Annotated in this window: 18 protein-coding genes and 1 riboswitch; of the genes, 11 read left to right on the top strand and 7 right to left on the bottom strand. The window is 33.8% G+C overall.

Annotated features, from left to right (window positions below; translation table 11 throughout):
* Positions 1 to 154: 154 nt before the first annotated feature.
* Both CD035_RS08870 and CD035_RS08875 read right to left on the bottom strand, forming a co-directional pair.
* Positions 155 to 3745 (bottom strand): NEAT domain-containing protein, encoded by a 3591-nt coding sequence (locus tag CD035_RS08870; RefSeq protein WP_048540836.1) that lies wholly within the window; start codon positions 3743 to 3745, stop codon positions 155 to 157.
* Positions 3746 to 3941: 196 nt separating this feature from the next.
* Entirely contained in the window at positions 3942 to 4943 is a 1002-nt protein-coding gene (locus CD035_RS08875) for an NADP-dependent oxidoreductase (RefSeq protein ID WP_048540835.1), read from the bottom strand.
* A 259-nt stretch (positions 4944 to 5202) separates the two neighbouring features.
* Here CD035_RS08875 and CD035_RS08880 point away from each other — a divergent pair, with 259 nt between their 5' ends.
* Together CD035_RS08880 and CD035_RS08885 are read left to right on the top strand one after the other, a co-directional pair.
* The gene (locus CD035_RS08880; protein WP_048540833.1) at positions 5203 to 6582 is read left to right on the top strand and encodes an amino acid permease; all 1380 of its coding nucleotides are present in this window, start codon (positions 5203 to 5205) and stop codon (positions 6580 to 6582) included.
* A gap of 97 nt (positions 6583 to 6679) precedes the next feature.
* Positions 6680 to 6967: a putative quinol monooxygenase gene (locus CD035_RS08885; RefSeq protein WP_048540831.1), complete on the top strand. Its 288-nt coding sequence runs from the start codon at positions 6680 to 6682 to the stop codon at positions 6965 to 6967.
* Positions 6968 to 7385: 418 nt separating this feature from the next.
* On the opposite strand, the gene CD035_RS08890 is transcribed toward CD035_RS08885, so the two are convergent.
* Positions 7386 to 8879: a CoA transferase gene (locus CD035_RS08890; RefSeq protein WP_048540829.1), complete on the bottom strand. Its 1494-nt coding sequence runs from the start codon at positions 8877 to 8879 to the stop codon at positions 7386 to 7388.
* 126 nt (positions 8880 to 9005) lie between these two features.
* On the opposite strand from CD035_RS08890, the gene CD035_RS08895 reads away from it, so the two are divergent.
* Positions 9006 to 9596, top strand: a complete 591-nt coding sequence (locus CD035_RS08895) for a TetR/AcrR family transcriptional regulator (protein ID WP_048540828.1) — start codon at positions 9006 to 9008, stop codon at positions 9594 to 9596.
* A 27-nt stretch (positions 9597 to 9623) separates the two neighbouring features.
* On the opposite strand, the gene CD035_RS08900 is transcribed toward CD035_RS08895, so the two are convergent.
* The 4 genes from CD035_RS08900 to CD035_RS08915 all read right to left on the bottom strand — a co-directional run bounded on the left by CD035_RS08900 (position 9624) and on the right by CD035_RS08915 (position 14771).
* On the bottom strand, positions 9624 to 10943 hold the full coding sequence (locus CD035_RS08900) for an Nramp family divalent metal transporter (protein WP_048540826.1): 1320 nt from the start codon (positions 10941 to 10943) through the stop codon (positions 9624 to 9626).
* Between the two features lie 129 nt (positions 10944 to 11072).
* Positions 11073 to 12341 (bottom strand): MFS transporter, encoded by a 1269-nt coding sequence (locus CD035_RS08905; RefSeq protein WP_048540824.1) that lies wholly within the window; start codon positions 12339 to 12341, stop codon positions 11073 to 11075.
* A 196-nt stretch (positions 12342 to 12537) separates the two neighbouring features.
* Positions 12538 to 13356, bottom strand: coding sequence for a MetQ/NlpA family ABC transporter substrate-binding protein (locus CD035_RS08910; RefSeq protein WP_048540821.1), 819 nt, complete (start codon positions 13354 to 13356; stop codon positions 12538 to 12540).
* Positions 13357 to 13438: 82 nt separating this feature from the next.
* Positions 13439 to 13544: riboswitch (SAM riboswitch) on the bottom strand.
* Between the two features lie 516 nt (positions 13545 to 14060).
* On the bottom strand, positions 14061 to 14771 hold the full coding sequence (locus CD035_RS08915) for a MerR family transcriptional regulator (protein ID WP_048540819.1): 711 nt from the start codon (positions 14769 to 14771) through the stop codon (positions 14061 to 14063).
* 287 nt (positions 14772 to 15058) lie between these two features.
* Between CD035_RS08915 and CD035_RS08920 the strand changes: the two genes are divergently transcribed.
* The 8 genes from CD035_RS08920 to CD035_RS08950 all read left to right on the top strand — a co-directional run bounded on the left by CD035_RS08920 (position 15059) and on the right by CD035_RS08950 (position 23503).
* A complete protein-coding gene (locus CD035_RS08920; protein WP_048540817.1) occupies positions 15059 to 16687 on the top strand; it encodes an APC family permease in 1629 nt (542 codons plus the stop codon).
* A gap of 347 nt (positions 16688 to 17034) precedes the next feature.
* Positions 17035 to 19020: a BglG family transcription antiterminator gene (locus tag CD035_RS08925; protein ID WP_229412537.1), complete on the top strand. Its 1986-nt coding sequence runs from the start codon at positions 17035 to 17037 to the stop codon at positions 19018 to 19020.
* 19 nt (positions 19021 to 19039) lie between these two features.
* Positions 19040 to 19507 (top strand): PTS sugar transporter subunit IIA, encoded by a 468-nt coding sequence (locus CD035_RS08930; RefSeq protein ID WP_048540813.1) that lies wholly within the window; start codon positions 19040 to 19042, stop codon positions 19505 to 19507.
* Positions 19508 to 19564: 57 nt separating this feature from the next.
* Positions 19565 to 19843, top strand: a complete 279-nt coding sequence (locus tag CD035_RS08935; RefSeq protein ID WP_037590477.1) for a PTS sugar transporter subunit IIB — start codon at positions 19565 to 19567, stop codon at positions 19841 to 19843.
* Positions 19844 to 19927: 84 nt separating this feature from the next.
* A complete protein-coding gene (locus tag CD035_RS08940) occupies positions 19928 to 21187 on the top strand; it encodes a PTS galactitol transporter subunit IIC (protein WP_048540810.1) in 1260 nt (419 codons plus the stop codon).
* Positions 21188 to 21207: 20 nt separating this feature from the next.
* Positions 21208 to 22239, top strand: coding sequence for a zinc-binding dehydrogenase (locus CD035_RS08945; protein WP_048540808.1), 1032 nt, complete (start codon positions 21208 to 21210; stop codon positions 22237 to 22239).
* A gap of 41 nt (positions 22240 to 22280) precedes the next feature.
* A complete protein-coding gene (locus tag CD035_RS13950) occupies positions 22281 to 22439 on the top strand; it encodes a hypothetical protein (protein ID WP_088592136.1) in 159 nt (52 codons plus the stop codon).
* A gap of 26 nt (positions 22440 to 22465) precedes the next feature.
* Positions 22466 to 23503 carry a galactitol-1-phosphate 5-dehydrogenase gene (locus tag CD035_RS08950; RefSeq protein WP_048540807.1) on the top strand — a complete coding sequence of 346 codons (1038 nt, stop codon included), beginning with the start codon at positions 22466 to 22468 and terminating at the stop codon, positions 23501 to 23503.
* Positions 23504 to 23658: the final 155 nt, after the last annotated feature.

A 23658-nucleotide genomic window follows, 5' to 3' on the forward strand; every position in this document is an offset into this window, starting at 1 on the left:
AACTAACACACTCAGTATTTGCACTTTCAGCCAAAACTGCTCGTAACGGTATCAGTATTTGCACCTTCAGCCAGAACTGCTTATAAAAAATGCCAACAAAATCACAGTTGTGACTTTGTTGGCATGATACGAGACTATTATTTAGGTCTCATTTTTATTTACTATTTTTTGTTTTTCTTCTACCTATGAAGAACAATGAACCTAATCCAGCTATAAGTGATCCAAATAATGCATATTGTGTATTATCAAGCTCACCTGTATTTGGTAATTCATTTTTATTTTCTTGTTTCTTAGCTTGTTCTTTTGGTTGCTCAGTTGTCGCTTTATCTTTACTTAATTCTTGTTTTGTTGCTTCAACTTTATCTTTGCTTGCTACTGGCTCAACTGGCTTTTGTTCTTCTTTATTTGTGTTAACTTGTTCTTTTGCTGGTTTAGTTGTTGGTTTAGTGCTTACATTAACAACAGGCTCAGCTTTTTGATCTGGTTTAACTGTTGGTTGTTGGTCTTTAGTTGGTTCTTGTTTTTGGTCAGTTGTTGGAGCCGTTTTTTGATCCGGTGTTGCTGTTGATGGCTGATCTTTTGTTGGCTCTTGTTTATTATCTGGAGCTGGACTTGGTGTTGGTTCTGGACTTGGTTCCGGAGTCGGCTTTGGACTTGGTTCAGGAGTCGGCTCTAGACTTGGTTCCGGACTTGGTTCTGGTGTCGGTTCTGGACTTGGTTCTGGTTCTGCTACTGATGCTCCTGGAATAGCTTTATCAAAAATAACGCGTGTTGTGTATTCTTTATCAGTATTATCATAAGGATTTACGATACGTGATTTAGATATTAGTGATGTCACACCTAATGGTACTTCAACTTTCACAATACGCTTCTCACTATCTTCTGCTAATATTGTTGTATTTAGTTTTTCTTCACCATTATATAATTCAAAATTTTTCCAGAATTCAGGACGTAATAATGTAAACTTAATAAATGTTTTTCCATTTTCATGGCTTACTTTTGAAGGATGTTCAAAAAATCGGTCCGTTATTGAATTTGAATCATTATTTTCTTTTTTTACAACGAAACCAAAGTCTTCTCCTTCATTGTCTGCAGATACAGTAGTTCCGTCTGTATTAGTTGGTTCCGGACTTGGTTCTGGAGTTGGTTCTGGAGTTGGTTCTGGAGTCGGCTCCGGACTTGGTTCTGTATTGTCAGTTGCATCTCCTAAGTCCTTAATTCTTACATGGTATGAACCTTCATAATCAATATTTGTTGTTATTAAATGAATTTTAATGATTGCATTATAGAAATCTTTACCTTCTACAACAGGGAATAAGATTGTTCTTGTATCTTTTTCACTATCTTTGCTAATTGTAATTGGACGTTTATATCCATCTTCACCTTCTACTTGGAAATCTTTCCACATTGAATCATGCTTTAATGTAATAGCTAACATCTTCTTACCATTATACTCAACTAATTTAGCTGGGTGTTCAACTTCAAAGTCCATATGAGATTCATCCTCTTTAGAACTATGTAATACTTTAAAGTTTCTGTCTTTTGCTTTTGAAGTATCTACATTGGTAACTGGTGCTTTTTCAAATTCTGTAACTGCAGATTCTAATTCTTTAGCTAATTTATCTTTAAGTCCTTTTAATACTTCTTGAAGTTGCGGTTTTTCATCATCAGAAACTTTATCGATTAATTTCTCAAGCTCACGAACTTTATCTTCTAAAGTAACAGCTTTATCATATTTCTCTCTATCTTTTTGTTTCTTATAATCATCTGCTGTTGCATAGTTAGATGCGTCTTTAGTAATTGGTTTATCAAATACTATATGACCAAGTTCATGTTCAGTCTTACTATCAAGTGCAAGTACAGTTCCTTTTACTTTTAATTCTTGCGTATTTTTATTAACTTTGACTCTAATAGTAGCTACTTCGTTATCCGTATCATATGAAACAACTTCATAGTCTAACTTTTTATCGCCATCAAATAAATCAAACTCAACCCATGTTGAAGGTGCATCCACACGTAATTCTAAAATAGGTTGATCGCCATCAAAAACAATATTTGCTGGATCTTTAATCATAGCAGCATAATAGAATATTTCTGAATTATCTTTAGGATTAATAACTTTAAAGTTAATTGGTCGTTTTTCACCATCAACTGGTTTATTATGAATTTCTTTGTTTTTAACATCTTCTCTTAATTTAGAAGTTTGATCTTGATCCGCTTTAGGAGTTTCTGCATCTACTTTTGGTGATTCAGGTTCTGTTTTTGGTGCCTCTGCATCTGCTTTAGGCACTTCTGGAACTACTTGAGATGCATCTGGAATAGCTTTATCAAAAACAACGCGTGTTGTTAAATCGTAATCATAAGTATCACCATAAGGGATATATAAATGCAATTTAGATATAAGTGTTGATACACCTGTAGGTACTTCAACCTGTACCATACGCTGCTCTTCAGTATCTTCTATAATTGTTGTGTTAAGTTTTTCATCACCATTATATAATTCAAACTTCTTCCAAAACTCAGGACGTTTCAATGTAAAGTTAACCAATGTTTTTCCATTTTTATGGATTATTTTCGCAGGATGTTCAAAATAAAGATCTGATACTGATGTTGCATCCTTTTGTTCTTTTTTCACAACGAAACTAAAGTCTTGTCCTTCATTGTCTGCAGATACTATATCTTCATCTTTGTCTGCAGGTACTTTATCTTCACTTGGTGTTTCTGCTTTCGGTGTTTCTTCTGTTGCTTTGTCATCTTTCGGTGTTTCTGCTTTTGGAGCTTCTTCTTTTGGTGCTTCTGGAACAGCCTCATCAAAAATAACGCGTGTTGTATATTTGTTATCATAATTAATAAATGGTACAACGATATGTACTTTTGATGTAAGTTCTGAAACGCCTGATGGTACTTCAACTTTAACAACACGTTTATCATCATTTTCTTCTAATGTTGTCATATTAAGTTTTTCGTCACCATTATATAATTCAAACATTTTCCACCAATTAGGGTTTAATAATGTGAAATTCACATATGTTTTTCCATTTTCATGGCTTACTTTTGAAGGATGTTCTAAATAATCATCCATTACTGATTTTGCATCTTCTGCTTCTTTCTTTACAATAAATCCAAAGTCATGTGCTTCATTTTCTTCAGATACAGCACTTTCCTCTTTATCGGTAGTCGCTTCAGTTTTTACATTGTCTTCCGCTTCATCAGATCCAACCGCTGATTCTAATGTTTCATCTTCAGGAAATACTTGTGTTTCTTTACTTGGGTCTGTTGTATCAGGTTCTTCTTTTGCTTCAGGTTCTTCTTTTGCTTCAGATTCTTCTCCCGAACTTGTTCCATCATCTGCAGTTGAATCGTCTGCAGATACACTATTTGCACTTGCATCATCTGCATTTACATCTGACGAGTCAGTCGCATCAGAACCTTGAATTTCTTCAGTTACACCGTCATTACTTTCTGTTTCATTATCTACATTTTCTGCAGCTGGTGCTTCTGCTGTTTCTGCAGCCGAAGCATCGTCTGCCGCTACTGGCTCACTTTGACTATCTTCAGTAGTAGCCGCCGCTTCATTTACTGTATCAGCTTTATCTTCCATTGCATTAGCTGTTTGACCTGCTCCCAAAAATAGAGTCGCACCAATAGCAATAGAAGCTATTCCTCCCGACAATTTTCTAATAGAAAAATGATGTTGCTTCTTGATTGTTGAACGATTCTTGTTGTGCTCGTGTTGTGTTGTCATATTCATCTCTCCCGTAAATTAAAGTCGATAATGATAATCGTTATCATTTGTCAATTCAAAATTATACCATCTAATCAAAATTTTAGGAATATACAAATGGATATTTTTGTCATTTTTTTGTTAGATTATACTCGTCTAAATGAGCGCATAAAAAATCAGCTTAGGATATGTTCATCCTAAACTGATTTCACATTTTTTATTCAGCTACTTTTATAACTTGTTTACCAAAATTATCACCAGTAAATAACTTACGGAATGCATTTGGAATTTGATCAAACCCTTCGTCTATTGTAACTTCGGATTTAATTTTCCCTTCTTGTACCCATTGTGCTAACTGTTCACTTGCTTCTTTAATATCTTCATTAAATTGTGCAACAATGAATCCTTGCATCAATGCTTGGCTTTTAATCAATGTTTGTTGAATACGTGGTCCAATGTCTTCGCCTTTAAGATTGTATGAAGAAATTGCGCCACAAACTGGTATACGTGCAAATTTATTTAAATGTTTAAACACTTCATCTGAAAGTGCACCGCCAACATTCTCAAAATAAACATCTATACCATTTGGAACTGCTTGTTCTAATGCTTCAGCAAAATTATCTTTCTTATAATCTATACCTTCATCAAAACCTAATGTTTCAGTTAAGTAATTTACTTTCTCTGATCCACCTGCAATACCTACTACGTGCGCACCTTTCAACTTAGCAATTTGTCCTACGACAGATCCAACCGCACCGGATGCAGCTGAAACTACAACTGTTTCTCCTTCTTGAGGTTTACCAATTTTCAAGAGTCCTTGATAAGCTGTCATACCAGGCATACCGAGTACACTTAAGTATAGATATAACGGTACTTCATTTGATGGAATTTTAGTAACATATTTTTCATTGATTGTTATATATTTTTGCCAAGGTAAAATACCTGTTACAATATCGCCTTCTTTAAGGTCAGAAGCATTTGATTGAACGACTTCTGCAACGATATGGCCGTTAAATGGTTTATCTAATTCATAAGACTGCGTATAACTTTTAGAATCATTCATACGTCCTCTCATGTATGGATCTACAGAAACATATATTGATTTTAATAACACTTCTTCATTATTTGGTTCTTTCACTTCTATTTCTTCATAACGAAATACATCATCTTGAGGGATACCTTCAGTTCTTTTAGCTAATACAATTTGTTCATTTTTCATGGATTATCCTCCTCATTTATAAAAAGTAATTACTTACTTTACGCTTGTAAATATTAAACATGATTATGAATTGAGTCAAACAGTCTGTTCGTAATTTAATTTTTTTATAACTTTTATCATATTTTATTTATAATTCACTAAATTTTCAAATTAAATACATAATAATTCCTTTTTTAAAACAAAATTACACTAATCGAATTATTTAAACATATAGAATTTTTAGACAAATCTCTGTATAATTGTCTGCCGGAGGTGCAACATGAATCAATTTTTCAAGAAGAAAGAACACCTTTCTTCTCAATCAAATAAAAAACTTAAAAAAACACTCGGCGCTTTTGATTTAACCATGCTTGGAGTCGGGGCTGTTGTTGGTAGTGGTATTTTTATTTTACCCGGTGAAATATCTTCAACAATAACTGGACCTGGAATTATGCTTTCATTTATTATCGCTGCAATCGGATGCGGTTTAGCAGCTTTATGTTACTCTGAATTTTCATCAAAAATTCCTCAAGCTGGTAGTGCCTATACATATAGTTATTATGTTTTTGGTGAAGGTATTGCATGGATATTAGGTTGGGCATTATTACTTGAATATGGTTTAGCAATCGCAGCAGTCGCAAGTGGCTGGTCTTCATACGTCGTTAATTTACTATCTGGTATGAATATCCATATTGTAAAAGCATTATCTGGTTCATATGACCCATCTAGTGGTCATTATTTTGATTTACCAGCATTTATTATCATTATGATCATTGGCGCATTATTAATTATTGGCGTAAAAGAATCTACACGTATCAATAATATTATGGTTATTGTCAAAATAATGGTTGTCCTACTCTTTATAATAGTAGGTATTTTTTATGTTAAACCTGATAATTGGAGTCCTTTCTTACCATTTGGTTTCAATGGTGTGTTAACAGGTGCTTCAATGGTGTTCTTTGCGTATATTGGATTTGATGCAGTATCATCTGCAGCTGAAGAAGTTAAAAATCCTCAAAAGAACATGCCAATCGGAATTATTGGTGCATTAACGATTTGTACCATTTTATACATTATTGTTTCAGCTGTACTTACTGGTGTCGTACCATATCAAAATTTAGAAGGTGTCGGTGCACCAGTTGCATATGCATTACAATCCATTAATCAAAATTGGATAGCTGGATTCCTGTCACTAGGTGCAATCGTTGGTATGACAACAGTTATCTTCGTCATGTCTTATGGTGGAACGCGTTTAATATTCGCGATGAGTAGAGATGGTTTACTACCAAAAGTCTTCTCTAAAACGAATCAAAAACAAACACCCGTACAAAATACTGTCATACTCACGTTATCTATGGGAATCGTATCAGGTCTTGTACCTTTATCAGAACTCGCTTCACTAATTAATATCGGTACATTATTTGCATTTTGTACAGTTTCAATAGGCGTTCTGTTCTTAAGAAGAAATCGATCATTACCATCAGAAGGTTTTAATGTACCTTTATATCCCGTATTACCAATCGTATCCTTTATAATCTGTTTATACTTGATGACAAACTTAACACGTACAACTTGGATTGCATTTATTATATGGTTTATTTTAGGTATTATCATGTACTTTACGTACGGAATAAGACACTCAAAATTAAGACCCAAATAAAATTTTCAATTCCAAGATTTCAAAATTTACAATTCTATCGCTTTCTGTCATGATTCAAATATAGAAATCAAATTGATAGAGAGAAAGAGGTTATCTTATGTTAATCATAAATGCGAAGTTTGAAGTTCAAGCACAAGCAGTTGAACAATATGAAGCATTGATTAAAGATTTAGTAGCATCATCAAGACAAGAAACCGGAAAAATCGGTTACGAACACTTCAAATCAACTGAGTCAGACAATACTTATTTAATGTATGAAATTTGGGAAAGCCAAGAAGCTATAGAAACACATAATAATAGCGAACACTTCCAACAATTTATTAAAAGTGTGAAACCATTATTATCCGGCCCTTCAGATATTAAAGTAAGTGCAAGCAAAGAATAGAACTTACTCATAGCTGAAGAATCCTATAAATAAACGAATAAGCATATCACTTATCTGAGAAACTCAGAAAATAAAGTGAAATGCTTATTTTTTGTGTGATTATGTTGAGCTAACTACCATTATTTCGAATTCTGGTAATTAGGTGGGCGCTCACTTAGAGACACTTCTCGGAATTCTGTCCCTAACAGCACCTCTTACGGACATTTCTCTGAATTCTGTCCCTAACAGCACCTCTTACGGACACTTCTCGGAATTCTGTCCCTAACAGCACCTCTTACGGACACTTCTCGGAATTCTGTCCCTAACAGCACCTCTTACGGACATTTCTCTGAATTCTGTCCCTAACGACACCTCTTACGGACACTTCTCGGAATTCTGTCCCTAACGACTCCTATATCAAACTAAATTCAACCAATTTCTACTTCCAAACTGGTTTATCTGATCCTCTGACCATCAAGACTGTATCGTAATGTCCTGGTGTTTCACTCATTTCTACTTGATCTGTCACACCTACATAAGTTCCAAGTGGGGTTTCTGCTTCAAATTGTTCTGGCGCTACTGCACGATGTTCTTCATTACTATTTGCTACTTCTTGTGCATAATCTTTATCAAATATACCTAGAGACATTAAATACGCAGACACTTTACTTAATGATACAGACACACTATAACTACCACCTTCTACTGCTCGTCTTTCTAATGCTTTAATTGTACCGAGTTCTAACAACCATGAAATAACGTAATCATTTACAACGACAATTGGTGGCAATGCGGGTTGTTCATCTGTTCCTTCTAAACTCATAACACCTGTGACACTTCCTGCCGTCTGATCAAATCCATTTCTATCTGACCATGGTCCTGCATGTCCATGTAAATTAACAGACGCATGTATGATACCGGGTTTCTTCTCTGCTAATGCTTCAGCTGTCACATTATATTTTTCCATAAATCCATGTCTTTTATTGATGAAGAATATATCTGCATCACTTAACAATTCATCAAATTTATCTCTATGTGACTGTTGATTTGTGATATCTAAATAAGTTGAACGCATTCCGACATTAGAAGTTAAATACATTGTTTCTACTTCTAACTCAGTTGGTCGCCATACATTGAGTACGTCCGCTCCATGAAGTGCTAAACCTCTACCTAGTCCTGCTCCTGCTATAACATGCCCCATTCCTAATGCTCTTATACCACTTAATGGTTGTTCTGGGTTCTCAGTGAATGGTATCGGTTCAGATTCTCCTATTTTCTTAATTTCAATCAGTTCTGATTCTGCAATATATTTAAACTGTTCTTCTTCAACAAACTCTTCAACAGAACGTACGAGCGGCATCACGATACCTTTTTTAGAACCCGATTCCTCTAATTCTTTACCATTCCACTGTTTAATCGCTTTAGTAACCGCTTCTTTCGTTCCTCGACAATCTAATAAATCCAATACATGTTCTTTAGCATTTGGATAAGGATTTAATGGCATTACCCATCTATTATCTTTCGTTTCATAAAAATTAAATCTAAATGGTGTATGTGGATCTTCTTGACCTTTTGCTGGAAATCCATTTAATGTTTCCCATTTTCGTTCGTAAAAAGGGGATAACCTTTTTAATGCTTTTCTAATATCGACATGAATATCTTGTCCATTACCACCTCGAACTTGCCATAAATGAGCTAAAGCGACTGATTTAGCTGCCAATCCCAATCCTGCTAATCCGGCAATTCGTAATGTACTTGGTAACACTGGATCTTTACCATAGAATGTAACGTTACCACCACTATCTGCAGTCGTATAACCAACTGAATTAAGAATTTCTTCTAAAGCTGCATTTAAATCAAAGTGATCGTCAGTTACTCTATTCTGTTTATTATTTAACAACGTTTCTTTCAATATTTCGGCATCTTGTTTCAATATGTTCTCCTCCAATATTTTTCATATTATTATTATAAAAATGTTCGACTTAAAAAAACAATGTGTGTAAAATGAGAAAAGCAACACATTTTCAAATTATGTTGCATTCATAAGAAGGTGAATGATTTGGACAAGAAACAAAAACAATCCAGAAACAAAATACAGAATGCATTGTTAACATGTTTAAATACAACGAGCATTCAGTCCATAACAGTTAAACAGTTATGTGAAGAAGCTCAAATCAATCGTTCAACGTTTTATAGACATTATCCATCAATTGATGTATTAACGTCTCATACGATATCAAGTTACTTTCAATTACTATTCGGTGAGCCTTATAAATTTTATTTAAAACATCACAGCATTAGCGAATCACAATTCTATATTGCTAATAATATCTTTAGCCATATATCCCACAACGCATTTTTCTATCAAACGATGTTCAAACACTACCCTAATTTCTATATTTTGCTTAAAAATCATATTCATCAAAGATATATTATCTTTTTCGAAGATACTGGCGTTCAAAATGACATGATATTAGATAAAGACATTGTCGCTGAATATGTTGCGGCGGCTTATGCAGGTATGATACAAGGATGGGTCATTAGAGCATTAGACACCCCACCTGATGAAATGGCACAAAGATTAATCACACTTAATTCGACAGGTCCCATCAAATTATTAATAGACGCAGAGAAAAAGCCAAGGCAATAAAATCATTTGCCTTGGCTTTATTATAAATTACATAAATTCTGATATTGTTTCTACTATTAAATATATATTAAGCACACTTAGAACTACTGCGAGTATCCAAGATATAATATTAACCCATCTTTTATTGACGAATTGTTTACCCATGATCTTTGGATTACTTGTCGCCATGATTAATGGAATAATACTAAATGGTAAAGCTAAACTTAAAAATACTTGTGTGAAAATTAATAAATCTTCTATTTTTGTATCGCTTGATCCATATAACCACAAACATAGAAATACTGGTATAACTGCGATAACTCTTGTAATGATTCTACGTACCCATGGTTTAAGTTTAATTTTTAAGAAACCTTCCATAACAATTTGTCCTGATAAAGTACCTGTTATTGTAGAATTTTGGCCTGAAGCTAATAATGCTATCGCAAACAGTGTACTCATAACAGCGCCACCTATAGCACCGCCTACATGAGAGTGACTTAAAGCATCATATAAATCAAAGAATCTACCTAAAGCTTCATGACTACCAAAGAATAATGCTGCGCCTAATACTAATAATAAGCAATTAATGATAAACGCAATTGTTAATTGAATATTAGAATCGATTGTTGCGTATTTAATCGCACTTTTTTTACCTTTATCTGTTCTTTCATAATTTCTAGACTGAACAATTGATGAATGTAAATATAAGTTGTGTGGCATAATTGTTGCACCAATAATACCTAACGCAATGTATAAAGCGCCTTTATTCGTAACAATTTCAGAACTTGGTAAAAATCCTGCCATTAAGGAACCAGCATCAGGTGAAGATAGATACACTTCAAACATAAAGATAATAAGAACTGTAAATATAAGTACACCTACAATTGCTTCTATTTTTCTAAATCCGAGTTTAATAATTAAAAGTAAAAGTAAAACATCTAATACTGTGATCGTTACCCCTAAAGTCAATGGAATGTTAAACAGTAAATTTAATGCAATAGCACTACCAATTACTTCAGCAATATCAGTTGCCATAATTGCTAACTCTGCTAAAATCCAAGCAAATACGCCTAAAGACTTATTAGTCATATGCTCTGTAACTTGTGCTAGATCCATCCCACTTGCTATACCTAATCTTGCACACATGCTTTGTAACAGCATTGCAGATAAACTAGATATTAAAATCACAAATAATAATATATAACCGTACTGAGCCCCACCAGACATTGACGTAATCCAGTTACCCGGATCCATATATCCGACTGCTACAAGCAAACCAGGACCTAAATACATTAGGAACTTTCTAAAAGCATTTGCTTCAGCATCAAAAGAGACCGTACTATTAATTTCTTCTAAACTTTTGTCCATTTCTAACACCTCTATATCAAGAGGATATACCTATTTATCTAATTTGTAAACATTTTAATTAGGGTAACCTAAACTTTTTGTTATAAAAAAGAATCCAAAGCACATAATGTGCCTTAGACTCTTAAAATATTATACATTTTCTTCTTTCACTAAAGGATTGTCAGGTTTAATAAAGAACCACATGATGATTGCGAATGCTACTGGAACCATCATTAATTGTAGTGTCATTGTCCAACCAATTTTATCTGCTAATAAACCAGCTAAGATTGGACTTAATAATGCACCAATATTACCCCATAAATTCATCCAACCTGAAACTGTACCTGAGAAGTTACGTCCTAAATCTGTAGCAGTTGCCCAGCTCATGCCCATTGATAAACCTACACCACCAAGACATAAAGATAACCAGAAAATATTCATATATAAGTTATCTGTAGCTAACGCAAAGTATAGTGATATACAGAATACTACAAATCCAGTAATTGCGATTACACCACGTGCAACAAATTTAGATTTACCTGTAGATAAAATTTTATCTGAAATTGTACCACCTAGCATAATCAATATAAACATTGCTAACCAAGGTGCACCAGCGATAAAGCCCATTTCTTTAAATTCCACATGATATTCTTCGTGAATATATGTAGGTAACCAAATTAAAAATAATGTGATAACAAATTGTACAACGAAATATTGTGCAGCAATTGCATAGAAACTGAAACGTTTGAAGAATACATTCCAAGGTGCAGTTGTTTTACCTGTATTTACAACGTCACGTGTTTCCATAATAAATCTTTTTTCTGCTTCATTAACCATTTTATGTTGTTCTGGTAAATCTTTAGCGATAATCACCCATAAGATTGCAATTAATATGCCAACTAAACCGAAAATATAGAATACTGCTTGCCAACCAAACGCGTTCATAATTGCGATTGTAACTATTGGTGCAATTACTGGACCGAAGTATGAACCTGCTAATAATGCAGAAGATGCACGACCTTTTTCATTCTTATTAAACCAGTAACTATTAAATACAGCATTTGATGGATACATAGGCGCTTCACCTACACCAAATAAGAATCGTACAAAGTATAGTAAGCCATGGTTTTTCACAATACCTGTAAGAATTGTGAAAGCACTCCACCATAATAATGCGATTGTTAACATTTTCTTAGGACCAAACTTTTCAGCTAATATTCCTGAAGGTACTTGCATTAAAGCATAACCAAGTGAGAAGAATGATGCTAATAGCCCGAATTGAGCTTTACTCATATTTAAATCTTCCATCATAGGTCCGGCGATAATAGAGATGTTTGAACGATCCATATATGCGATAATTCCTATAATAAAGAATGCAATTGCAAAAAACCATCTTATATTAGTTCTTTTTTCTTTCATAAATATCCAACTTTCTTAATTAATTTCCCTTCAAATTCATGCGGTCATATGATGACTCTATTTATTAATAAGTTGAATATAGCACAAACAGGAAACGCTTACAACATAAATTTTAAAGATTTATAATATTATTTCATTGTGAATAAATACACAAATATATAAAATTAAAACCCAGACATATGCCTGGGCTCATGTATTATTCTTTTTCATATGGAATAACATTATCACCATATTCATCTTTAATATATTTCTTCATTTCTTTAGACTGAAGTACTTTCAGAAGTTCTTGGAATTTCTTATCATTTTTATGACCTTCTTTTACAGCTAATATATTCGCAAATGGTGATGATTTATCTTCAATTGCTATCGAATCTTTTACTGGATTCAGTCCATTATCAATTGCATAGTTTGAATTCATAATCACTAAATCACCTTCACCACTGTTATATGTTTTAGGTAAAAATTCTGCGCCTTGTTTGTTATTAAAGTTCAAATTCTTTTTATTTTCTATAATATCATCAAATTTAGCATCTTCAATTTTCACCTTTGGATCTATTTTGATCAATCCTTCATTAACAAAGAATGATAAAAATCTTCCTTCTTCTGCTGGGTTGTTAGACACATAAATTGTTGCGCCATCAGGTAAGTGTTTCAAATCTTTATGTTTTTTACTATAAACACCCATTGGCGTTGTGAAAACTTTTCCTACCTCTTCAATTTTATATCCATGTGTTGCTTTTTCAGCTTTTAAGTAAGGCACATGTTGAAATAGATTTGCATCGACGTCACCTTTATCCAATAATTTGTTTGGCACTTTATAGTCATTTACTGTTTTAACTTCTAAGTCATAACCTTTTTCTTTCATTTTTTCCTTCGCATGTTCAACCACATCGCCATGCGGAGCCGGAGAAGCTGCTACCGTAATCTTTGTATTTTCACCTCCACTCGATTTCCCACACGCAGATAATAATAAAATAATACCGATAAAACTAACGAACTTTACGAGTTTCCTCATATGTATACACGCCTCTTTCCAAAATAAAATTTAAAATAAAAAAACTTTCCCTAAAAAAATTAGAGAAAGTTAGATAAACCTCCTCTCATCTTCAAAAGTTTAGACAAACTTTATGTGAATTAGCACCTTTCCAAATAGAAGGTTGCTGGGCTTCATAGGGCACATCCCTCAGCCACTCTTGATAAGAGTCTTTTATTATTTTTATTAATCCTATCATCGTACTCAAGATTAGTCAATTTAAAATTTTACACCGGAGAATGAGGGGATGGTTTGGATGGCGGTGATAAGAGCATTAAGATATGTGAGTTTGGTGAAAGTTGTGGGTAATATAGGTATGAAGCCATGACTTAGTCCATCTCTTTGCTTTATTCAGTACTTAAGCCATGACTTGGGCCATCTCTTGGCTTTATTCAGTACTTAAGCCACGACTTTCACCATCTCTTGGCTTTATTCGGTACTTAAGTCAAGACTTTTACGATCTCTTGGCTTTACTTGGTACTTAAGCCACAACTTTCACGATCTCTTAGCTTTACTCGATACTTAAGCCATGACTTGGACCATCTCTTGGCTTTATTCGGTACTTAAGCCAAGACTTTCACCATCTCTTGGCTTTACTCACCACTTAAGCCATGACTTCCTCATTTTTCTATACTTATCTCTCAAATCTTCTTTAACTACGCGACTCTATTAATCGAATTCTACTATTATTCATGTGTCTCGATACAAAAACTTTCTACATTACAATGTGGACATAATAGCTTTCTTGTTTGATAAGTATGATTAGATTTGAACCATTCTGAGAAAATCGGTTTAAATTCATTTTGGCAATTTGGACATAAGTAACTTACAACAGCATAATATTTTTTAACGGCAAATGCTGCATACAATAGTACGAACGGATAAACGATGATAACTGGCTTCCATTTTTTCTTTGTTATCGCCATGGCAATGCTTGTATATTGGCCAATACCGACAATCATAGATACAAACATAAATTTACTTCTAAATTTTTTCATTAGTTGATGCTTTTTAGATTTATTTTTTAAATTCAAGATATTAGATACTGGATATTCGCTTTCTTCACTTATATTATTTTTAATAAACTGAATTTGTTTCAATTGGTCACTTTCGTTTCGAATATTTTCCTCTAGCTCAATGATTTTTTCACTTAACAGTACATTGAGTGTGTTGATAGACTCATTTGATTTCAACAAAGCTTTAATTTCTTTCAAAGAAAAATTCATATCTTTCAAAATCAACACAATCTTTAATTGATTCAAATCCGCTTCTGTATATAATCTTCTATTATTTTCTGATGTTTCACTTGGACTGACAATTCCTTTCTTATCGTAATACTGTACTGTACGAACTGTTACATGACATACCTTGGCTACTTGTCCTGTAGTCATTTGCATACTAACCACTCCTCGTATTAATAGATTTTATACTTATATTCTATTTTATGACGTAGCGTCACAATCAACTTAAAAATACAAATTAATTTACTTTATAGCCAGTCAGACTGCCGGAACTCTAAAAATCTTTCATCTCCATAAAATTGGTATATACAGCCATTTGAAAACGTTTGATATTTACAACGAAATTTGACTATTAATTTCATAAGCGTATAATATTGACCCGTGCTTTAATTTTAACAATAAAAACAAATAAAAATTGATTAAAAATTAGAATGGGAGATTTGATGAGTAATCATAACGAAAACAAAAAAATTAACCTGACCCAACTCGTACTATTAGGACTTGGTTCATTAATCGGTTCTGGATGGTTATTTGGGGCATGGGAAGCATCATCAATTGCAGGTCCTGCTGCAATTTTATCTTGGATTATAGGCTTTGTTGTTATAGGATCTATTGCTTATAACTACATTGAGATTGGAACAATGTTCCCACAATCAGGTGGTATGAGTAACTACGCGCAGTATACACATGGTTCACTGCTTGGTTTCATAGCATCATGGGCTAACTGGGTATCATTAGTAACGATTATCCCTATCGAAGCTGTATCAGCTGTTCAATACATCAGCTCTTGGCCATGGGATTGGGCTAAACCTACTAGCCAACTTATGCATGATGGTTCAATAAGTAATATTGGATTATTTGCAGTGTTTATTATCATTATTATTTTCTCATTATTAAATTATTGGTCAGTTAAACTATTAACATCATTTACAAGTTTAATATCATTCTTCAAATTAGGTGTGCCACTTGTAACGATTATTATGTTAATTATTTCTGAATTTGATACAGGAAACTATGGTTCGTCATTAGGAGAATTTATGCCGTATGGTAGTGCGCCAATATTTGCTGCTACAACAGCATCTGGTATTATATTCTCATTTAATGCCTTCCAAACAATTATTAACATGGGATCTGAAATTCAAAATCCTGAAAAGAATATCTATCGCGGTATCTTAATTTCACTTTCTTTAAGTGCTGTATTATATATTATTTTACAAAGTACGTTTATCACATCTATGCCAACAGACATGCTTTCTGAAAGTGGTGGTTGGAGCGGTATTAATTTCGACTCACCATTTGCTAACTTAGCCATCATATTAGGTTTAAACTGGTTAGCTATTCTATTATATTTAGAAGCCGTTGTATCACCATTTGGTACAGGTGTTTCATTCGTAGCGATTACTGGTCGTGTATTACGTGCAATGGAGAAAAACGGTCATATTCCTAAATTCTTAGGTTCTATGAACGAAAAATACAACATTCCACGTGTCGCAATTGTATTTAACGCTATTGTCAGTATGATTATGGTTTCATTATTTAGAGATTGGGCAGTATTAGCAAGTGTTATCTCTACAGCAACACTTGTTGCATATTTAACTGGTCCAACAACTGTTATTTCATTAAGAAAAATGGCACCGAATATGCATAGGCCATTCCGTGCGAAAATGCTTGGCTTTATGGCGCCATTTTCATTCGTTGTTGCATCACTCGCAATATATTGGGCTATGTGGCCAACAACAGCACAAGTTATATTTATTATTATTTTAGGTTTACCAATTTACTTCTTCTATGAATATAAGACAAATTGGACAAATACTAAAAAACAAATCGGTGGGAGTATTTGGATCATTGCATATCTTATCATACTTGCTTTCTTATCATTTATCGGAAGTAAAGAATTTAACGGACTTAATTGGATCCACTACCCATATGATTTCATCGTCATTGCAGTTGTTGCACTTGTATTCTATAAATTAGGTACAACAAGCTACTTTGAAGGTATTTATTTCAAACGCGCGAAGAAAATTAATAAAAAAATGAAAGAAAACTTACCTGACGAATCACAAGAATAATTATTATTTAAAAGCAATCGCTAATCGAGCGATTGCTTTTTTTATGTTCTTATCCCCTTTTCACTCCTTTCTTTACATAAGTTATCCCTACTATGTATTCAATTTTAATAATATTCATGCATTTGCAATAATTCGTTGTGTCTTACAAACGTTGTCATATCAATATAATCACAAAGGTGTACACAAAAGTTAATAACATTTGTGATTAAAGCTTGTACAACTCTTTGATGACCTGTGTTAAATTATGATTAACAACAAAGGAGGTATTCAAAATACAAAAAGAAAACTTTAATATCATTTCAGAAATGATTAAAAACCCAAAAGTAAAAGGCAAAGACTTAGAATCAATGTTTAACATTTCACGAAGACAGCTTGGGTACAGGATTCAAAAGTTAAATGACTGGTTTAAAGAACATGATTATCCGGAAATCGAACGAACTAGCCAAGGTTATTTTATCGTTGATGACACCATTAAAGATTTTCTTAATGTTCCAATTGAATCCACCTATCAAGAGAATGAGCAGGTATATACGGCATACCAACGTGCACACCTCATTTTATTGATGTTGTTTAGTGAAGAAGAAGGCCTTTCATTAAATCACTTCTCAATTGATTTAGAAGTCAGTAAAAATACCATTCTAAATGATATTAAGAAATTGAAAGAACTTCTACAACCATACGAAGTTAATCTGAAATATAGTCGTACTAATGGTTATTACTTAGCTGGTAGTGAATTTGAAATTCGAAGGCTTCTTATGAGGCTCATCGATAAAGTCTTTACGATGCATATTGCTCAGTCTGATATCATCAAAAGTTTAAGTATTATTGATGAAAAAATTGAATTAATCAATAAACAAATCACTAAAATCGAACAATATTTAGACAGAAAATTCATTGATCAAAGTACACAAACATTACCTTATAAACTTTATTTAATTTTACGAAGAATTAAGCATGACAAAATTGTTTCATCATTTTCTATAGGATACGATGATTTATCGGATACGAAAGAGTATCAAGCAACAGAAATTTTGACATCGAACTACCCAAATATTCCAAGACAAGAAAAGTTATTCATTACTTTACAGTTGCTGTCTACGAGTGTTCAGTGGTCAGATGTCAGTGATGTTCAACATATTCCAGAACTCAAAAAGGCACTTATAGACATGATCGTACAATTTGAAAAAATTACTTTTATTAAATTTAACGATCGAGACTCTTTGATTAACCAATTAATGCTTCATATGGAACCTGCTTTTTACAGAATTCGATATCAATTATCTGATGTAGAAGGTTTAGAAAATTCCTTAAAAGAAGATTATAAAGAACTCTTTCATCTCGTTAAATTATCTTCAAAACCTTTAGAAAAGTTCTTCGGGCAATCATTACCCGAAAATGAAATTGCTTATTTAACCATACTGATTGGTGGCAGTTTAAGAAGGCAAGATGAAGAAATTGAACAAAAAGTAAAAGCTGTCGTTGTTTGTACACAAGGTACATCCATTTCTCAGCTCATGTTACAAGAGTTGCGAAGTGTATTCCCTGAATTTATATTCCTTGATGCTTTATCATTACGTGATTTCAATCAGTATGAATTAGACTTTGATATCGTCTTTTCACCGATGCATATCATGACACCTAAAAAATTGTATATCACGAAAACGATATTAACTGCTCAAGAAAAACATGAACTACGGCAACATGTATTCGGTCAATTAAATAATACGATGGAAACAGAAATACAAGTCGAAAAAATGATTTCGGCTATAAGAGAACATGCAACAATTCATAATGAATCAGAGCTTTTCAAAATCGTAAAAGCACAATTTGAAGATACGTATGCATATTCATCGGTTAAAGCATCAACATTATCTATCAATAGTACTTTGAACTTACAAGATTTATTACCAACCAATCATATTAATTTTGTAGAGCGCGTAGCTGATATTGGAGAAGCCATTCAATTAACGGCTAACCCGTTAGTAAGAATGAAATATGTCGACCCGCTCTATGTAGATAAGATGCATGCAGCATTTGATGATACGTATATGGTTATTAACCAAAATATCGCAATCCCTCATGCTGATGGTGATCAAGTCGTTCATAGAACTGCAATGAGTATGTTGATTCTGAAAGAGCCACTCGAGTTGAGTACTGGATTAAAGGTTCATATCTTCGTAGCAATCGCTGCTACAGATAAGTTCAAACATTTAAGACCACTACTACAACTAAGAGATATGTCTCAAGACGATGAAGCTATACAACAAATTGTTCAAACAGATTCAAAAATTGATGTATATAAAATCATTCAACACTTTTCAAAAATAGATTAAGTCAAAGGGGTTGCATAATATGCAAGATTTAAAGATCGATGCTTCTAACGTCATTCTAGATTTAGAAGCTAAGACAAATGTTGAAGCGTTGAGTAAGTTGTCAGAGGTCATGTACCAAAATAATTATGTTAAAGACACTTACAAAGACGCAGTGATAGAAAGAGAAAAATCATTTGCAACTGGTTTACCAACTGTATATTGCTCAGTGGCAATCCCACATACCGACATACAACACGTTCAGACGAGATCAATAGGTATTGCAGTACTAAAAGAAACCGTTCCATTTGTCATTATGGGAGAAATTGAAGAAACAACAGACGTGAAATTAATATTCATGTTAGCAATGGATAAAGAAGATGCCCAACTATCATTATTACAAAAACTGATGGGAATCTTCCAAAACGATCAATTACTTGAATTGATTGCCAATGCACAAGATAAACAAACAATTGTAGATGCAATAGATAAAGAATTAAGCGAAGTATAAAAAAATTAACAGGAAGAGTTCGATGTACACATCGACTCAAATTAGGAGGAAATTATTATGAAACAAGTATTAGTAGCATGTGGAGCAGGAATCGCAACGTCAACAGTGGTTAACAACGCAATTGAGGAAATGGCTAAAGAACACAACATTAAAGTAGATTTAAAACAAATCAAAATTTCTGAAGTTGGTGCATACGCTGACACAGCTGATTTATTAGTGACAACAGCAATGACACAAAAAGAATACAAATTCCCAGTTATTAACGCACGTAACTTCTTAACAGGAATCGGTGTTGAAGATACTAAGAAAGAAATTTTAGACGCTTTACAAAGTTAAACAAATTCAAAATTAAAAACTAGCATGAGGTTGGAATAAATCATATTTCATCCTCATTCTTCTAAAAAGAGGATGGTGTAGGGAATGAATGGTTTTGTAAATTTTATTCAAGCATTTCTTGATTTAGGTGCAACGGTAATTTTACCGATTGTCATATTCTTATTAGGGTTATTTTTCAGACAGAAAGTTGGTGCAGCATTTAGATCTGGTTTAACGATTGGTGTTGCATTTGTAGGTATTTTCTTAGTAATTGATTTACTTGTAAATAATTTAGGACCTGCAGCACAAGCAATGGTTAAAAATTTAGGCGTAAGTTTAAATGTAATCGATGTAGGTTGGCCTGCTACATCATCAATTGCATGGGCATCTGTTATCGCTGCATTTATTATTCCTTTAGGTATTGTGATTAATGTCATTATGTTATTAACTAAAGCAACTAAAACAATGAACGTTGATATTTGGAACTTCTGGCATTATACATTCTGTGGTGCAATGGTATATGCCGTTTCGGGAAGCATTTGGCAATCATTAGTTGCTGCTGCATTATTCCAAATCGTCTGCTTAAAAGTAGCTGATTGGACTGCACCAATGATGAGTAAATTCTATGATTTACCAGGTGTATCTATTGCAACTGGTAGTACGATTTCTTATGTACCTGGTATCTTCCTTGTTAAAGGTCTTCAAAAAGTGCCTGGTATTAACAAATTAAATGCTGACCCAGATACAATTCAAAAACGTTTCGGCGCTTTCGGTGAATCTATCTTCGTAGGTTTAGTACTTGGTTTAGCAATTGGTTTATTAGCTGGATACAATGCTGGTGACGTTATTAACTTAGGTATGTCAATGGCTGCTGTTATGGTCTTAATGCCTCGTATGGTTAAGATTCTTATGGAAGGTTTAATGCCTGTATCAGAATCAGCTCGTACTTGGTTAAACAAACGCTTTGGAGATCGTGAAATTTATATTGGTTTAGATGCTGCGGTTGCATTAGGTCATCCAGCTGTTATCTCAACTGCTTTAATCTTAGTACCTGTAACTGTATTATTAGCTGTTATTTTACCTGGTAACCAAGTATTACCTTTTGGTGACTTAGCGACAATTCCATTTATCGTCGCATTCATCGTAGGTGCAGCACGCGGTAATATCATACATTCAGTTATCGTTGGAACAGTGATGATTGCTATTTCACTATATATCGCAACAGATGTAGCACCTATCTTCACAAGCATGGCTGACGGTACAAATGTGAAAATGCCATCAGGGTCTTCACAAATCTCAAGTCTTGACCAAGGTGGTAACATCTTAAACTATATTATCTTCAAGTTCTTTGCATTGTTCAACTAACATTAAGGGGATGACTTTAAATGAAAGCATTAGTAAAAACAGCACCTGGTTTTGGTAATTTAGAAATTTTAGATAAAGAAATTCCAGAACCAAATGAAAATGAGATAAAAATAAAAGTTCATTATGCCGGTATTTGTGGTACAGATGTTCACACTTATGAAGGTCATTACAATGTAAACTTCCCTGTAACACTTGGCCATGAGTTTTCTGGAGAAATCGTTGCGCTTGGTGATAAAGTTGAAGGATTTGAAATTGGTGATCGTGTAACGTCTGAGACAACATATTATATTTGTGGTGAATGTGATTACTGTCAATCTGGAGACTACAATTTATGTAATCATCGTAAAGGTTTAGGTACTCAACAAAATGGTGGCTTCACACAATATCTTGTAGCAAGAGCAGCAAGTGTTCACAAGTTGCCTGACAATGTTTCTTATAAAGCCGCTTCTATGACAGAACCTCTCGCTTGTGCACATCACGCAGTGTCTAAAATTGAAATTAATCAAGGTGATACTGTTATCGTTATGGGACCAGGACCAATTGGCCTACTCGTCGCACAAGTCGTTAAAAGTAAAGGTGGAAAAGTCGTTATAACTGGTTTAGATAACGATAAAGCTCGTTTAGCAAAAGCAGAAGAATTAAATTTAGACCATGTTGTGAATATTCAACATACAGACTTAAAAGAATATGTTAACAACATTACAGACGGATACGGTGCAGATGTTGTATTAGAATGTTCTGGCGCTGTACCTGCTGCTAAACAAGGTCTTGATCTATTACGCAAAAAAGGTCTATATGTCCAAGTTGGTATTTTTAAAGATCCAGAAATACCTTTTGATTTGGAAAGAATCGTTCAAAAAGAAATTAGAGTTGTTGGTAGTAGAAGTCAGAAACCTGCCGATTGGGAACCATCATTACAACTCATGAGTACTGGACAAGTAAATGCAGAAGCACTTGTTACTGCCGAACTTGATATTACTGAATGGGATGAAGGTTACAATCACATTAAAGGCGGCGAAGGTATTAAAGTATTACTTCGCCCTATCGAATAAACAAATAATCTTTTAAAAGATAAAAAAGGAGAATGTTGATTATGGTTGAACACATGTTAGATTTTATGCTTGGGCCAATGAGAGGTATTACACAATTCTATATGGATAATTTACTCGTATGTAATAGTGCTGTCTTCTTAAGTTATTTCGGTTCTAAACTTTTCAAGAAGAAGAAAGTGACTTCAGAACAAACCTCATAATATAAATAGAGGGGAGGAAAATACTTTTGAAAGCCTTAAATTTATATGGTATTGAAGATTTAAGATTTGAAGAAACAGCTGTACCAAAGATAGATGCACCAAATGATGTCATTATTAAAGTTAAAGCAACGGGTATCTGTGGATCAGATACCTCCCGTTACAAAAAGCTTGGACCTTACAAACAAGGTATGACGTTTGGACATGAATTTTCAGGAATTGTTGAGGAAGTTGGTAGCGACGTATCGGGGTTAAATGTCGGAGATGCTGTAACAGGATGCCCCGCTGTCGTATGCCATCAATGCCATTACTGTGAAAAAGGTGAATACTCACGTTGTGAAAATTTATATGTGATTGGATCATATGAACCTGGTTGTTTTGCAGAATATGTGAAACTCCCAGCAAACAATGTACTTAAAGTACCAGACAATGTAGATTTAGATACTGCAGCAATGGTCGAACCTTCTGCAGTCGTTGCACATGGATTTTACAGAACACGTATGAAGCCGGGTGCAACTGTAGCAGTCATGGGATGTGGAAGCATTGGGTTACTAGCCATTCAATGGTCGAAAATATTTGGAGCAGCTAAAATAATCGCAATAGATATTGATGACCGTAAGTTAGAAATCGCTAAGAAACTAGGCGCGGATTATACGATTAATTCTAAAGAAACAGACTTAGATGAGTCTATATTTGCAATACCTGAAAAAATTGATGTTGCTGTTGAATCAGCAGGATCACCGTTTACAATAGGACAAGTTCTGACATTACCTACTAAAGGTGGCGAAGTCTTACTATTAGGTATTCCATATTCAGATATCGAGATTCATCGTCAACATTTCGAAAAGATATTAAGAAATGAGCTTAATGTCATAGGTTCATGGAACGGTTTATCCGCCCCATTCCCAGGAGAAGAATGGGCAGCTACACTACATTATATGTCTACAGGAGAAATTGATGTAAAACCCATTATCTCCGATGTACTTCCTTTATCAAAAGGACCAGAAACATTTGATAACTTAGTAAACAGAAAGAAACAATACGATAAAGTAATCTTCCACCCATAAATAAACATAACCATATATCAATAATACCTTAAGAAGGAACAGGGGCACCATGTGTGCCCCTGTTTTTGTTGGTGGATGAAGGGGGATGTTAATAAAAGTACGGCGCCTATTTATCTTGTTTGGGCAGTCTTGATAAATACAAGGCGCCTATTTAT

It is taken from the genome of Mammaliicoccus sciuri (genome assembly GCF_002901825.1).
Lineage (GTDB): Bacteria > Bacillota > Bacilli > Staphylococcales > Staphylococcaceae > Mammaliicoccus > Mammaliicoccus sciuri.

What these genes read in the sequence shown, in the direction of transcription:
- CD035_RS08870 (WP_048540836.1), bottom strand. Translation starts at nt 3,745, where the DNA reads ATGACAACACAACACGAGCACAACAAGAATCGTTCAACAATCAAGAAG.
- CD035_RS08875 (WP_048540835.1), bottom strand. Translation starts at nt 4,943, where the DNA reads ATGAAAAATGAACAAATTGTATTAGCTAAAAGAACTGAAGGTATCCCT.
- CD035_RS08880 (WP_048540833.1), top strand. Translation starts at nt 5,203, where the DNA reads ATGAATCAATTTTTCAAGAAGAAAGAACACCTTTCTTCTCAATCAAAT.
- CD035_RS08885 (WP_048540831.1), top strand. Translation starts at nt 6,680, where the DNA reads ATGTTAATCATAAATGCGAAGTTTGAAGTTCAAGCACAAGCAGTTGAA.
- CD035_RS08900 (WP_048540826.1), bottom strand. Translation starts at nt 10,943, where the DNA reads ATGGACAAAAGTTTAGAAGAAATTAATAGTACGGTCTCTTTTGATGCT.
- CD035_RS08905 (WP_048540824.1), bottom strand. Translation starts at nt 12,341, where the DNA reads ATGAAAGAAAAAAGAACTAATATAAGATGGTTTTTTGCAATTGCATTC.
- CD035_RS08910 (WP_048540821.1), bottom strand. Translation starts at nt 13,356, where the DNA reads ATGAGGAAACTCGTAAAGTTCGTTAGTTTTATCGGTATTATTTTATTA.
- CD035_RS08915 (WP_048540819.1), bottom strand. Translation starts at nt 14,771, where the DNA reads ATGCAAATGACTACAGGACAAGTAGCCAAGGTATGTCATGTAACAGTT.
- CD035_RS08920 (WP_048540817.1), top strand. Translation starts at nt 15,059, where the DNA reads ATGAGTAATCATAACGAAAACAAAAAAATTAACCTGACCCAACTCGTA.
- CD035_RS08925 (WP_229412537.1), top strand. Translation starts at nt 17,035, where the DNA reads ATGTTTAACATTTCACGAAGACAGCTTGGGTACAGGATTCAAAAGTTA.
- CD035_RS08930 (WP_048540813.1), top strand. Translation starts at nt 19,040, where the DNA reads ATGCAAGATTTAAAGATCGATGCTTCTAACGTCATTCTAGATTTAGAA.
- CD035_RS08935 (WP_037590477.1), top strand. Translation starts at nt 19,565, where the DNA reads ATGAAACAAGTATTAGTAGCATGTGGAGCAGGAATCGCAACGTCAACA.
- CD035_RS08940 (WP_048540810.1), top strand. Translation starts at nt 19,928, where the DNA reads ATGAATGGTTTTGTAAATTTTATTCAAGCATTTCTTGATTTAGGTGCA.
- CD035_RS08945 (WP_048540808.1), top strand. Translation starts at nt 21,208, where the DNA reads ATGAAAGCATTAGTAAAAACAGCACCTGGTTTTGGTAATTTAGAAATT.
- CD035_RS13950 (WP_088592136.1), top strand. Translation starts at nt 22,281, where the DNA reads ATGGTTGAACACATGTTAGATTTTATGCTTGGGCCAATGAGAGGTATT.